The organism is Streptomyces sp. WM6386 (assembly GCF_000972385.1).
GTDB lineage: Bacteria > Actinomycetota > Actinomycetes > Streptomycetales > Streptomycetaceae > Streptomyces.
Genome location: NZ_JXTE01000051.1, coordinates 16,569 through 28,697, shown reverse-complemented (window position 1 = coordinate 28,697; position 12,129 = coordinate 16,569). Strand labels below are relative to the sequence as shown.

Annotated in this window: 13 protein-coding genes; 7 read left to right on the top strand and 6 right to left on the bottom strand. The window is 70.0% G+C overall.

The window, feature by feature from the left end; all coding sequences use genetic code 11:
* The first annotated feature begins 49 nt into the window (after positions 1-49).
* A complete protein-coding gene (locus TN53_RS27525) occupies positions 50-652 on the top strand; it encodes a rhomboid family intramembrane serine protease (protein WP_046261372.1) in 603 nt (200 codons plus the stop codon).
* On the opposite strand, the gene mqnP is transcribed toward TN53_RS27525, so the two are convergent.
* Both mqnP and TN53_RS27515 read right to left on the bottom strand, forming a co-directional pair.
* Positions 642-1,544: a menaquinone biosynthesis prenyltransferase MqnP gene (gene mqnP, locus TN53_RS27520; protein WP_046261371.1), complete on the bottom strand. Its 903-nt coding sequence runs from the start codon at positions 1,542-1,544 to the stop codon at positions 642-644. The two genes, TN53_RS27525 and mqnP, sit on opposite strands and share 11 nt — an antisense overlap.
* Positions 1,541-2,998 carry a menaquinone biosynthesis decarboxylase gene (locus TN53_RS27515; RefSeq protein ID WP_046261370.1) on the bottom strand — a complete coding sequence of 486 codons (1,458 nt, stop codon included), beginning with the start codon at positions 2,996-2,998 and terminating at the stop codon, positions 1,541-1,543. The genes mqnP and TN53_RS27515 overlap by 4 nt, the downstream gene beginning before the upstream one ends.
* 87 nt (positions 2,999-3,085) lie before the next feature.
* Between TN53_RS27515 and TN53_RS27510 the strand changes: the two genes are divergently transcribed.
* Complete coding sequence (locus tag TN53_RS27510; RefSeq protein ID WP_046261369.1) at positions 3,086-3,406, top strand: PLD nuclease N-terminal domain-containing protein; 321 nt, start codon at positions 3,086-3,088, stop codon at positions 3,404-3,406.
* Positions 3,406-4,314, top strand: coding sequence for a LysR family transcriptional regulator (locus TN53_RS27505; protein WP_046261368.1), 909 nt, complete (start codon positions 3,406-3,408; stop codon positions 4,312-4,314). The genes TN53_RS27510 and TN53_RS27505 overlap by 1 nt, the downstream gene beginning before the upstream one ends.
* Here TN53_RS27505 and TN53_RS27500 read toward each other — a convergent pair.
* The gene (locus tag TN53_RS27500) at positions 4,259-5,200 is read right to left on the bottom strand and encodes a DMT family transporter (protein ID WP_046261367.1); all 942 of its coding nucleotides are present in this window, start codon (positions 5,198-5,200) and stop codon (positions 4,259-4,261) included. The genes TN53_RS27505 and TN53_RS27500 overlap by 56 nt on opposite strands.
* A 169-nt stretch (positions 5,201-5,369) precedes the next feature.
* Here TN53_RS27500 and TN53_RS27495 point away from each other — a divergent pair, with 169 nt between their 5' ends.
* On the top strand, positions 5,370-6,767 hold the full coding sequence (locus tag TN53_RS27495) for a purine-cytosine permease family protein (RefSeq protein ID WP_046261366.1): 1,398 nt from the start codon (positions 5,370-5,372) through the stop codon (positions 6,765-6,767).
* Here TN53_RS27495 and TN53_RS47465 read toward each other — a convergent pair.
* Together TN53_RS47465 and TN53_RS27485 are read right to left on the bottom strand one after the other, a co-directional pair.
* The gene (locus TN53_RS47465; RefSeq protein ID WP_046261365.1) at positions 6,749-7,375 is read right to left on the bottom strand and encodes a hypothetical protein; all 627 of its coding nucleotides are present in this window, start codon (positions 7,373-7,375) and stop codon (positions 6,749-6,751) included. The genes TN53_RS27495 and TN53_RS47465 overlap by 19 nt on opposite strands.
* Positions 7,376-7,416: 41 nt before the next feature.
* A complete protein-coding gene (locus TN53_RS27485; RefSeq protein ID WP_046261364.1) occupies positions 7,417-7,749 on the bottom strand; it encodes an ArsR/SmtB family transcription factor in 333 nt (110 codons plus the stop codon).
* Between the two features lie 116 nt (positions 7,750-7,865).
* Here TN53_RS27485 and TN53_RS27480 point away from each other — a divergent pair, with 116 nt between their 5' ends.
* The 3 genes from TN53_RS27480 (at position 7,866) to argG (ending at position 11,110) form a co-directional block, all read left to right on the top strand.
* Positions 7,866-8,843, top strand: coding sequence for a quinone oxidoreductase family protein (locus TN53_RS27480; protein WP_046261363.1), 978 nt, complete (start codon positions 7,866-7,868; stop codon positions 8,841-8,843).
* Between the two features lie 157 nt (positions 8,844-9,000).
* A complete protein-coding gene (locus TN53_RS27475; RefSeq protein ID WP_046261362.1) occupies positions 9,001-9,597 on the top strand; it encodes a TetR/AcrR family transcriptional regulator in 597 nt (198 codons plus the stop codon).
* Between the two features lie 58 nt (positions 9,598-9,655).
* Positions 9,656-11,110 carry an argininosuccinate synthase gene (gene argG, locus TN53_RS27470; protein WP_046261361.1) on the top strand — a complete coding sequence of 485 codons (1,455 nt, stop codon included), beginning with the start codon at positions 9,656-9,658 and terminating at the stop codon, positions 11,108-11,110.
* Positions 11,111-11,265: 155 nt separating this feature from the next.
* On the opposite strand, the gene TN53_RS27465 is transcribed toward argG, so the two are convergent.
* Positions 11,266-12,033, bottom strand: coding sequence for a CDP-alcohol phosphatidyltransferase family protein (locus TN53_RS27465; RefSeq protein ID WP_046261360.1), 768 nt, complete (start codon positions 12,031-12,033; stop codon positions 11,266-11,268).
* Positions 12,034-12,129: the final 96 nt, after the last annotated feature.

Here is a 12,129-nt window from a genome sequence, read left to right as displayed (position 1 = left end):
AACCGGTCAAGGGGGTCTGGCCGTTCTCCGGAGGGGATTGGGGGTTGCCATGTCCGGTACCGGGCTGGAGCAGTCGCGAGGCGACCGTGCGCGGACCGCGGCCAAGCTGATGCTGGGCTGGGTCGCGCTGCTGTGGCTGCTGGAAGTCGTGGACGTGGTGAGCGGCCACGCGCTGGACGACTTCGGCATCGTGCCGCGCGAGCCCTCGGAACTGATCGACGTGGTCCCGGCCTCGTTCATCCACTTCGGCTGGGCCCACGTGGCGGCGAACACCGTCCCGCTGCTGGTCATAGGCTTCCTCGCGGCCCTCGGCGGCATCCGCCGCTTCCTCGCGGTCTGCGCGCTGGTCATCGTGGCCGACGGGCTGGGCGTCTGGCTCATAGCCCCCGACCGCACCAACACCGCCGGCGCCTCGGGCCTGATCTTCGGCCTCTTCGGCTTCCTGCTGGTCAGCGGTTTCGTGGAGCGACGACTGCTCGGCGTCCTGGCCGGCCTGCTCGTCGGTGCCGTCTGGGGCAGCTCGATACTGACGGGCCTGGCGCCGACCCAGACGGGGGTCAGCTGGCAAGGGCATCTGCTGGGCCTGGTCGCGGGCGTGGCGGCGGCGTTCGTGTTCCGGCGCCGCGCCACCGCCCCTGCGCTCACACCGTGAGGCCGCGCACCAGCAGATCGAGCAGCGCGCACACGAACAGGGCGATCCCGATGAACCCGTTGACGCTGAAGAACGCCCTGTTCAGCCGGGACAGATCAGTCGGGCGGACGATGTTGTGCTCGTACACGAACGCGGCGGCGACGATCATCAGGCCGAACCAGAAGAACCCGCCCGCGTCCGTGGCCACCGCGTACCAGAGCAGCAGCGCCGTCGTCAGCGCGTGGCACACGCGGGCGCCCCAGATCGCCGCCGGGATGCCGAAGCGGGCCGGGACCGACATGACACCGATCTCGCGGTCGGTCTCCACGTCCTGGCAGGCGTAGATCAGGTCGAAGCCGCCGATCCAGATGCCGACCGCGAGGCCGAGGATCACCGCGTCCCAGGACCACTCGCCGGTGATGGCCAGCCAGCCGCCGACCGGGCCCATGGCCTGGGCGAGGCCCAGGATGGCCTGCGGGAAGTTCGTGAACCGTTTGCCGTAGGGGTAGACCACCATCGGGATCACCGCGACGGGGGCCAGGGCCAGGCAGAGCGGGTTCAGCAGGGCCGCCGAGCCCAGGAAGACCACGACCGCGACCAGCGCCCCCGTCCAGGCGTGGCGCACCGACATCGCGCCGGTCACCAGCTCGCGCTGGGCTGTCCGGGGATTCCGCGCGTCGATCTCGCGGTCGATGATCCGGTTGACGGCCATCGCGAAGGTGCGCAGGCCGACCATGCAGATCGTCACCAGGAGCAGCCGGCCCCAGTGGATGTTCCTGTCCATCTGGAACATCGCGGTGAGCGCGGCGATGTACGCGAAGGGGAGCGCGAAGACCGAGTGCTCGATCATCACCAGGCGCAGGAACGCCTTGGTGCGTCCCGGCTGCGGGATCGCGGCTGAAGCTGAACTCACAGTCCGTATTCCTTCCAGCGTCGGTCGACCGTCGCCGCCGTCTCCGGGTCGGACAACACCATGTCGGGCCAGCCTCCGTCACGGGTGTAGCCCTCCTCGGGCCACTTCTTCGTCGCGTCGATCCCCGCCTTACCGCCCCAGAACTGCTGGTAGGAGGCGTGGTCGAGATGGTCGACCGGACCCTCGACGACCGAGAGGTCGCGCGCGTAGTCCGTGTTGCCGAGGGCGCGCCACGCGACCTCGTGAAGGTCGTGGACGTCGCAGTCGGAGTCGACCACCACGATCAGCTTGGTGAGGGACATCATGTGGGCACCCCAGATCGCGTGCATCACCTTCTGGGCGTGTTTGGGGTACTTCTTGTCGATCGAGACGATCGCGCAGTTGTGGAAGCCGCCCGCCTCGGGCAGGTGGTAGTCCACGATGTCCGGGACGATGATCTTCAGCAGGGGGAGGAAGAAGCGCTCCGTCGCCTTGCCCAGCGGGCCGTCCTCCGTCGGGGGCCTGCCCACCACGATCGACTGGAGCAGCGGCCGCTTCCGCATCGTCACGCAGTCGATCTTCAGCGCCGGGAACGGCTCCTGCGGGGTGTAGAACCCCGTGTGGTCGCCGAAGGGGCCCTCGGGCAGCATCTCGCCCGGCTCCAGCCAGCCCTCGATCACGACCTCCGCCTGCGCCGGCACCTGGAGCGGCACCGTCTTGCAGTCGACCATCTCGATCCGCTTGCCCGCGAGGAAGCCGGCGAAGAGGTACTCGTCGATGTCGCCGGGGAGCGGCGCGGTGGAGGCGTACGACACGGCCGGCGGGCACCCGAAGGCGATCGCGACCGGAAGTCGCTCGCCCCGCCGCGCCGCGACCTGGTAGTGGTTGCGGCTGTCCTTGTGGATCTGCCAGTGCATGCCGATCGTGCGCTTGTCGTGGCGCTGGAGCCGGTACAGACCGAGGTTGCGGATCCCGGACTCCGGGTCCTTGGTGTGGGTCAGGCCCAGGTTGAAGAAGGAGCCGCCGTCCTGCGGCCAGGTGAAGAGGGCGGGGAGCTGGTCCAGGTCGACGTCGTCGCCGGTGAGGACGACCTCCTGCACCGGCGCGTCCCCGGACTTCACCTTCTTCGGCGGCACGTGCGCCATCGCACCGAGCTTCCCGAAGGCCTCGCGCACCCCCACGAAGCCGTGCGGCAGTTCGGGCCGCAGCAGGCCGCCGATCTTCTCCGAGATCTCGGCGTACGACTTCAGGCCCAGCGCCTTCAGCAGCCGCCGGTCGGTCCCGAAGACGTTCATCGCGAGGGGCATCGCGGAGCCCTTCACGTTCTCGAAGAGCAGCGCCGGACCCCCGGACTTCTGCACCCGGTCGACGATCTCCCCGACCTCCAAGTACGGATCCACCTCGGCCTTGATGCGCTTGAGGTCGCCCTCGCGCTCCAGGGCCCTGAGCAGCGAGCGAAGATCGTCGTAAGCCATGGGGTCAAGTATCCCCGAGCGGCTACCCTGGGCCTGAACCCGGGGGCCGTGCCCCCGGCCCGTCGACCGTTTCGCTGGAGAGGACCCATGCTCCGGGTGCTGATGTTCCTCGTCCCACTGGCGCTGAGCGTGTACACGTTCATCGACTGCATCAGCACGAAGGAGGAGGACGTCCGCCACATGCCCAAGCCGCTGTGGGCCATCCTCGTGCTGCTGTTCCCGCTCGTCGGCTCGATCTCGTGGCTGATCGCGGGCAAGAAGCGCAGCCCTGCGGCCGAGGGCTGGTCCGGTGTGCGGGAGCGGGGCGGGCGCGGCCAGTGGGTCGCCCCCGACGACAACCCCGATTTCCTGAAGTCCCTGGGCGAGGAGAAGAAGGAGCGCGGCGAGGACGGCTCCAAGGACGGCTGATGGAGCTGCGGCTGCTCGTCACCTTCGAGAAGGTCGCGACCGTCCTGAGCTTCACCCGGGCCGCGGCCGAGCTGAACTACGCGCAGTCCAGCGTGACCAGCCAGATCCGCGCCCTGGAGGATTCCCTGGGCACCCCGCTCTTCGACCGGCTCGGCAGCCGCATCCGGCTGACACAGGCCGGTGAGCGGCTGCTGCCGTACGCCCGCCAGATCATCGAGCTGAGCGAGGAGGCCCGCGCGGCGGTCGTCGACGCGGAGGAACCCTCGGGCACGCTCGCCGTCGGCACGATGGAGTCGCTGACCTCCTACCGGCTGCCGCCGCTCCTGGAGCTCTTCCACCACCGCCATCCGAAGGTCCGGCTCTCCCTGCGCACGACGCTGGGCGACGAGACCCGGCAGGCTCTGCGGCAGGGCACGTACGACGTGGGCTTCCTGATGGAGCCGGAGACCGGGCACGCGGGGCTGGAGAGCAGGGTGCTCGCGCCGGAGCCGCTGGTCCTGGTCGCCGCGCCCGGCCATCCCCTCGCCATGCGGACCCCCACGCTCAAGACGGAGGACCTCACCGAGGTCCAGCTCGTCGGCACCGAACCCGGCTGCCCCTACCGCGACCTCTTCGAGTCCGAGCTCGTGCACCGCACCGGATCCCCGCCGCCCTTCATGGAGTTCGGCACGATCGAGGCGACCAAGCGGGGTGTGGCGGGCGGTCTCGGTGTCGCGCTGCTGCCCCGGGTGACGGTGGACGCGGAGCTGGCGTCCGGGGCGTTGGTCGAGCTGCCGTGGGAGCCGCCGTTCCAGCTGTACACGCAGGTGGCGTGGCGGGCGGGGAAGCGCCTGCCACGCCATCTGACCCTGTTCATCGAGGCTGCGGTGCGGCTGGTGCGGGAGCAGACGTCGTACGACGGGACGTGACGACCCGGGGATCGCGGGCCAGGGTGACCTTGAGGCTCGCCAGCACGATCAGCGGGACGCCCAGCGACTGCACGAGGCCGATGTGGTGGCCGTACACCGCCCAGTCCATGACCATCGCGACGGCCGGGTAGACGAAGGCGAGTACGGCGATCTTCGAGACCGGCAGCTGGGCGTAGGCGGCGTACATCAGGACGTACATGACGCCCGTGTGGATGAACCCGAGCCCGACCAGCCAGCCCCAGTCCGCGCCCGCGCCGGCCATCGCGCCGAAGTCGGCGAAGGGGAGCAACAGCGGGATGCCGACCAGGACTTGGACGAGGGCGATGAGGTGGGGGCGTACGCCGGTAATGCGCTTGGTGACCAGGGTGGACAGCCCGTAGAGGAGGGCGGCGAGCAACGCCTGTCCGACGCCGAGGAGATAGGTGCCGCCGCTGGTGAAGTCCCCTGGTGTCACGCCCGATACGAGGGTCAGGCCCGCGAAGGCCAGCGCGATCCAGCCGACCTTGGCGGCCGTCAGCCGCTCGCGGAAGAGCAGGGCGCCCAGCACTACGACGTAGAACGGCTGGGTGTGGTAGACCACCGTCGCGACGGAGATCGACGTGTTCTCGTACGACTGGAAGAGGAACACCCAGTTGAAGACGATGAACACCCCGCCCAGGACGGCGAGTCCGAGGGTGCGCGGGGTGAAGCCGTGGTCGCGGAGCCAGCCGCGGGCGATGACATAGCCGCCGAGCGCGAGGGCGCCGAACAGGACGCGGAAGAAGACGACGTTGAACGGCGAGGCGCCCGACTCGACGACGAAGACGCCGAGGGTGCCGGAGAGCACCATCGCGGTCGTCAGCTGGGCGATGCCCCTGGTCTCTGTGCCCTTGCTCTCTGAGGTCATGTCCCCGACGCTACGAGCGGGCATCGGTGCTGGTCCACGCGCCAGTGGGGTGTCCTGCCGATGCCCCCATCGGTGGCGCCGATGCGTGCAGGTTGTACGCCGGTGAGGCTCCCGAAGCGGACAGTGCGCCTCTGGGCCGCGACCGCCCGGAACCGGACACTTACCTCGCATGACGACTGCTCCGGCCGGCTCCGCCACGGCCATCGCCCCCGCATACGGTGACAAGGTCATCGCCGTCGAGACGGCCGGCTCGGAACCGATCCCGGACTCCGAGCGCCACGGCAGCCCGCTCCAGCTGCTGTGGACGTGGGCCTCTCCGAACATCAAGTTCGCGACCGTCTACATCGGCGTGATCTCGGTCCTCTTCTTCGGTCTGAGCTTCTGGCAGGCGACCGCGGCCCTGCTCCTGGGCACGGCGCTGGGCGCGCTGACGCAGGGGATCCTGTCGCTGGACGGTCCGCGGTTCGGTGTTCCGCAGATGGCGATCGGCCGCTTCTCCTTCGGCTACCGGGGGAATCTGCTGCCGTCGGGCGTCAACGCCCTCGTCGCGGGCGTCGGTTGGTTCGCGGTGAACAGTGTGAGCGCGGCCTTCGCCCTCAACACGCTGACGGACCTGCGGCCGCTCCCCTCCCTGCTGGTCGTGGTCGCCGCCGAGATCGTGATCGGTTTCGTCGGCCACAACTTCGTCCACGCCTTCGAGAAGTACGCCTTCCCGGCCCTCGCGGTGGTCTTCCTGCTGGCCGGGGTGTGGACCTTCAAGGAGGCCGACCTGGGCGGCTCCGGCGCGGGCGGCGGCATCGGCGGTTTCCTGCTGGCGTTCAGCACGGCCTGGGGTTACGCGGCGGGCTGGAACCCGGGCGCCTCGGACTACTCCCGTTACCTCCCGCGCACGGCGAACCGCTTCCGGACGGTCCTGTACCCGGCGGTCGGTCTCTTCGTGTCGATCGCGGTCGTGTCGGTGATCGGCGCGGCCTCGGCGACGATCGTCGCCCCCGAGGGCGCCACCCCTACGGCCGCCTTCACCGGCCATCTCCCCAGCTGGCTCAGCCACTTGGTACTGCTGGCGATCATCCTCGGCGCGGTCTCCGCGAACGCCCTGAACGTCTACTCCTCGGCCATGTCCATCACTTCGCTGGGTCTGAAGCTCCCGCCGTGGCTCGGCCGGGGCGCCATCGTCGTGCTGTGCGGCCTCGCCGGTACGGCGGCGGCGTGGACGTCGCTGGCGGACGCGGGGCACGCCTACGAGGCGTTCCTGCTGGTGATCGCGTACTGGGTGGGGCCGTGGCTCGGGGTGGTGCTGGTCGAGCGGTGGCGGCAGGCGCGGACGCCGGACGAGGTGCTGTCGCTCCGGATCAGCGACCGCTCCTTCGCCAACTGGCCGGGTATCGCGGCCCTGTTGACCGGCATCGTGGTGTCCGTGCCGCTCTTCTCCAACCAGGAGAAGTACGTCGGATGGGTGCCGGAGCAGTGGCCGTCGTTCGGCGACATCACCTGTCTGGTCGGGTTCGCGGTGAGCGCGGGGCTGTACGCGGTGCTGCGGCGGGCGGATCAGCCGACGTCGGCGTGAGCCTGCGTGACGTACTCCACCTTGATGTACCGGGGGCCGAACTCCTTCTCCACGAGGGGTTCGGCCGTCTTCGGGTCGTCGACGCCCACACGTACGAACCCCCGCTCGTCGACGCCGACTTGACGCAGCTGGAAGGTGCCGTCCCAGCGGTACATGTCCTCGCTGATCCGCTCGGCGAGGGCTTCGAGGGTCCCGCGGTCGACGTCGGCGGAGTGCAGCCGTAGCTTCACGCCCTTCTCGGCGGCGGCGCAGACGGCCGCGTCGAAGGCGTCGGAGGGGATGCGCCAGATGTCGGCGGCGTTCTTGTCCTCGTCGACCCCCATGCCGGTGTAGACGGCGGAGTGCTCGCCCGCGGCCAGCTTGTCGATGCGGGTGAGGCTGCGGTCCAGCGGGGTCTCCTCGGGGTCGGCGTCCGGGGGCACCGGGACCGTGCCGACACACCGGTCCTCGGCCGGAGCGCTCGCCTTCTTGACCGAGGCGCTTTCCCGGGGGGCGTCGAGCAGGCCGCCGTCGGTGTGCCCGGTCTCCAGCTCGTCGATGTACAGGGCTGCCCCCACCACCACACCGGCAGTGGCGACGGCCGCCGCGATCCACCTGAGGTTCGTCATGCCACTGTGACGCCGGAGCGGGCCAAACGGTTCACAACGGGTCAGGAAACGACATCCTCGCGCAGAACCAGCGCCAGCAGCCCCGGGAAACGGGCGTCGAACTCCTCCCGCCGCAGCCGGTTGACCCGCTTGGGCCCCTCGTCGCGCTGCTCCATGAGCCCGGCCGCGCGCAGCACCGCGAAGTGATGGCTCTTGGCCGCCTTGCCGACCGGCACGTCGAAGGTGCCGCAGCTGCGCGACCAGTCGGCGGAGGCGGCCAACTCCCGTACCAGTTGCACGCGTACGGGGTCGGCGAGCGCCGCGAGCGCCGTCAGGACGGGCACGTCGTCGGGGTGGGTGTGCTCGGGGGCGGCGCGATGACTGGTGGTGGCCATGGTGCGTGGTCCTTCCGTGCGCCCCTTGCCGAGTGGCTGCTTGCAGAGTGTTCGATGAAAACCATACACTCGTGAGTGTTCGCTTTTCATTGAACACTCTCCGGACGAGGTGTGGCATGCGCGCGGTCGAGATCCAGGAACACGGCGGTCCCGAGGTCCTCGAGGTCGTCGAGGTGGACGTCCCCGAGCCCGGTCCCGGGCAGGTGAGCGTCGACGTGGCGTACGCCGGGATCAACTTCGCCGATCTGAAGGCGAGGGAGACCGGGTACCGGGTGCCGTCACTTCCCTTCCGGCCGGGGCTGGAGGTCTCCGGGCGCGTGCGGGCCCTCGGCGCGGGCGTCACCGGGCTCGCCGTCGGGCAGGAGGTCGCCGCGCTGACCGCCGGCGGCGCCTATGCCGAGGTCGTCGTCGCGGACGTGGCCACCGTCTTCGCGGTGCCCTCCGGCGTCGGTCTGCGCACCGCCGCGACCCTGCCGACCGTGCTGCCGACGTCGTACGCGCTCGTCCATTCCGTAGGCCGGCTCCAGCCCGGCGAGACGGTCCTCGTACAGGGTGCCGCCGGCGGTGTCGGGACGGTCGCGGGCCGGCTGGCGAAGGCGGCCGGGGCCACCGTCCTGGGGGTCGTGTCGAGCTTGGGGAAGGCCGCGTTCGCGAAGGAGCACGGCTCCTACGACGAGGTCTTCGTCGGCGACTTCGAGAAGGCCGTACAGGAATCCACCCACGGCCGCGGCGTCGACCTCGCCCTCGACCCCGTCGGCGGCGACACCTTCCGCGCCTCACTCGCCGCCCTCGCCCCCTTCGGGCGCCTCGTCTCCTTCGGCAACGCGAGCGGCGCCCAGCCATGGAGCGTCGGGCAGCCCGAGCTGTTCCCGTACGGCGTGACCGTCGGCGGCTTCTCCATCCTCACCCTCGCCCAGACCGCGCCGGACGAGCTGCGGGCACTCACCGAGCGGGCCTTCGCGAAGGTCGCCGACGGAACCGTCACGCTCCCCGTCACCGCCGAGTTCGGCCTGGCCGAGGCGGCGGAGGCGCACCGGCTGATGGGGACGCGGTCGAGCACGGGCAAGCTGCTGCTGCGGGTGAACGGCCAGTAGGGCACTCCCCGTAAGACCGGCGGCGGCCCGCCCGTTCCCCCCGGATACGGGCGGACGCGCACGTCCGGCAGCGATCAGTCTGGACCAGTCGGGGGAAAAATTGGAGGAGTTTTCTAGAAATTCACTCTAGAACGACAGCTGCTCTACGCTGACGCCGATGAGCCCCAAGCAACAACGCGGCGAGGCCACGGTCGAGCTGCTTCTCGACGCCGCGCTGCGCGTGTACGCGGAGGCGGGCGAGCAGGGCCTGACCGTCAACGCGATCACCCAGGCCAGCGGCGTGAGCCTCGGCAGCCTCTACCACCACTTCGGCAGCCTGAACGGCCTGACCGACGCACTGATGAACCGCTGGCTGGGCCGCATGCTGGGCGAGCTGGTCACGGCGGTACAAGGGACCCGTACCGCACGCACCGGCATCCGCGCGATCGTGGCCGCGTACCTGAGATTCGTCCAGGAACACCACGACGCGGCGCTGCTCCTCCACTCCCCCATGGCCGACCGCCGCGGCATGGCCAACGGCCGGGAACTCCGTGACGCCCAGGAGGCGAGGCTGTCGCCGATGACCGCGTGGATCCAGCTGCACGTCGAGTCGGGAGAGCTGGCACCGCTTCCTCTCGGGCTGATCGAGTCGCTGGTGATGGGGCCGGTGATCGGCGTCGCCCGGCGCCGGCTGTCCGGTATCGACGACGTCGACCTCGACGAGGCGGCGCGGATCCTGCCGGAACGCATCTGGCGCTCGGTCGCGGGAGAGTGACGGGCGCCACTCACCACCGGGGTTTGCATGACCATGCGTTCCGATGCATAATCTTCCTATGTCCAAGGTCCTCACCTCCCTGCCCGCCGGCGAGCGCGTCGGCATCGCCTTCTCGGGCGGCCTCGACACCTCCGTCGCGGTCGCGTGGATGCGTGACAAGGGCGCCGTCCCGTGCACGTACACGGCCGACATCGGCCAGTACGACGAGCCCGACATCGCCTCGGTGCCCGGCCGCGCCAAGGCCTACGGCGCCGAGCTCGCGCGCCTGGTCGACTGCCGCGCCGCACTCGTCGAGGAGGGCCTGGCCGCGCTCACCTGCGGCGCGTTCCACATCCGCTCCGGCGGCCGGGCGTACTTCAACACCACCCCGCTCGGCCGTGCCGTCACCGGCACGCTGCTGGTCCGGGCGATGCTCGAGGACGACGTCCAGATCTGGGGCGACGGCTCGACGTACAAGGGCAACGACATCGAGCGGTTCTACCGCTACGGTCTGCTCGCCAACCCGCACCTGCGGATCTACAAGCCCTGGCTGGACGCGAGCTTCGTGACCGAGCTCGGCGGCCGCAAGGAGATGTCCGAGTGGCTGGTCGCCCACCAGCTGCCGTACCGGGACTCCACGGAGAAGGCGTACTCCACCGACGCCAACATCTGGGGCGCCACCCACGAGGCCAAGACCCTGGAGCACCTGGACACCGGCCTCGAGACCGTCGAGCCGATCATGGGCGTCAAGTTCTGGGACCCGTCGGTCGAGATCGCCACCGAGGACGTGACGATCGGCTTCGAACAGGGCCGCCCGGTCACGATCAACGGCAAGGAGTTCGCCTCCGCCGTGGACCTGGTCCTGGAGGCCAACGCCATCGGCGGCCGCCACGGCCTGGGCATGTCCGACCAGATCGAGAACCGGATCATCGAGGCCAAGAGCCGCGGCATCTACGAGGCGCCGGGCATGGCCCTCCTGCACGCCGCGTACGAGCGCCTCGTCAACGCGATCCACAACGAGGACACCCTCGCCCAGTACCACAACGAGGGCCGCCGCCTCGGCCGGCTCATGTACGAGGGCCGCTGGCTGGACCCGCAGGCGCTGATGATCCGCGAGTCGCTCCAGCGCTGGGTCGGCGCGGCCGTCACCGGCGAGGTCACCCTGCGCCTGCGCCGGGGCGAGGACTACTCGATCCTCGACACCACGGGCCCGGCGTTCTCGTACCACCCCGACAAGCTCTCCATGGAGCGCACCGAGGACTCGGCCTTCGGCCCCGTCGACCGCATCGGCCAGCTGACCATGCGCAACCTCGACATCGCCGACTCCCGCGCCAAGCTGGAGCAGTACGCGGGCCTCGGCCTCATCGGCACCGGCAGCCCCACCATCGGCGCCTCCCAGGCGGCGGCGACGGGCCTCATCGGCACCATGCCGGAACTCCCGGAAGGCGGCGCCCAGGTCATCGCCTCGCGGGGCGAGGTCTCCGAGGAGGACGCGCTGCTGGACAGGGCGGCGATGGAGCTGGGCACGGACTGAGCAAGGCAACAAACGTAAGGAAAAGGCCGGTCGGAACATCCGACCGGCCTTTCTTGTTTCCGCCGGGTCCTGCAGCGCCCCGTCAGGGGCGCGGGGAACTGCGCGACAAGCCACGACGGCGCAGCAGTCAGCCAACCACCGATGACGGCAGCCGCTCAGCGCAATCGCGACGACGACAAGATCGACAACAGATGCGCCGGCACCATCACCCACGTGATGACAGCCAACGCACCCAGTACCCACCGAGTCGGCTCGATACCGCCGGTGACCTCATCCGCGACCGCGGCAACCAGCAGAACCAGCGACGCCTCGATCCCATTCGTCACCCGGTGAATCTTGAACGCGGCGGCAAGTCGCCGTACCGACGCCACCCCCTGCGACCGCGGCCGCGTCGCCTCGTCGTCGACAACCCCGAGCCCCCGCCGCGCCCGGGCCACATCCACCAGATCGGTGGACGCCTTCAGCAGCACAACCCCCAACGCGGTGGCGACCCCGACGGACAGCCACCCCCCGGCCCCGGACTCGGCCGCCCGATACCCCGCCCCCGCCATCAGCGCCGCGTCGGCCAGATAGGCACCCAGCCGGTCGACATAGATCCCACCCGCACTGTTCTGCCCCTTCCAGCGCGCGACTTCCCCGTCCACGCAGTCGAAGAGCAGGAACAACTGCATGCACACCACGGCCAGTACGGCACCGGTGAGCCCCGGAATCATCAGCGCGGCCCCCGAGGCGACCCCGAACACGACCATGGTCCAGGTCAGTTGGTCCGGCGTGACCCGCGTCCGCACCAGCTGCCGGGTGAACCGCAGCGACACGCGCCGCATGTACAGCCGGCCCGCCCAGTGCTCACCGTTGCGGCTGGCCAGCTTGGCCTGCGGCTGGACCACCTCCCGCAGCTCCTCCAGAACCGGGGCAGCGACCATGACCGTTCTTCCTTCTGCAGGGGCCCAACTGCCGCTGGAGCGGCGGTGGTCGGCACAGGCTACTTGACCTGTTGCGAAAGTTTCCCGACAGGGCCT

Bases quoted from the DNA above. Each gene is read 5' to 3' on its own strand.
- argG (WP_046261361.1), top strand. From the start codon at position 9,656: ATGTCCAAGGTCCTCACCTCCCTGCCCGCCGGCGAGCGCGTCGGCATC.
- TN53_RS27525 (WP_046261372.1), top strand. From the start codon at position 50: ATGTCCGGTACCGGGCTGGAGCAGTCGCGAGGCGACCGTGCGCGGACC.
- TN53_RS27480 (WP_046261363.1), top strand. From the start codon at position 7,866: ATGCGCGCGGTCGAGATCCAGGAACACGGCGGTCCCGAGGTCCTCGAG.
- TN53_RS27485 (WP_046261364.1), bottom strand. From the start codon at position 7,749: ATGGCCACCACCAGTCATCGCGCCGCCCCCGAGCACACCCACCCCGAC.
- TN53_RS27495 (WP_046261366.1), top strand. From the start codon at position 5,370: ATGACGACTGCTCCGGCCGGCTCCGCCACGGCCATCGCCCCCGCATAC.
- TN53_RS27500 (WP_046261367.1), bottom strand. From the start codon at position 5,200: ATGACCTCAGAGAGCAAGGGCACAGAGACCAGGGGCATCGCCCAGCTG.
- TN53_RS27465 (WP_046261360.1), bottom strand. From the start codon at position 12,033: ATGGTCGCTGCCCCGGTTCTGGAGGAGCTGCGGGAGGTGGTCCAGCCG.
- TN53_RS27515 (WP_046261370.1), bottom strand. From the start codon at position 2,998: ATGGCTTACGACGATCTTCGCTCGCTGCTCAGGGCCCTGGAGCGCGAG.
- TN53_RS27505 (WP_046261368.1), top strand. From the start codon at position 3,406: ATGGAGCTGCGGCTGCTCGTCACCTTCGAGAAGGTCGCGACCGTCCTG.
- TN53_RS27510 (WP_046261369.1), top strand. From the start codon at position 3,086: ATGCTCCGGGTGCTGATGTTCCTCGTCCCACTGGCGCTGAGCGTGTAC.
- TN53_RS47465 (WP_046261365.1), bottom strand. From the start codon at position 7,375: ATGACGAACCTCAGGTGGATCGCGGCGGCCGTCGCCACTGCCGGTGTG.
- TN53_RS27475 (WP_046261362.1), top strand. From the start codon at position 9,001: ATGAGCCCCAAGCAACAACGCGGCGAGGCCACGGTCGAGCTGCTTCTC.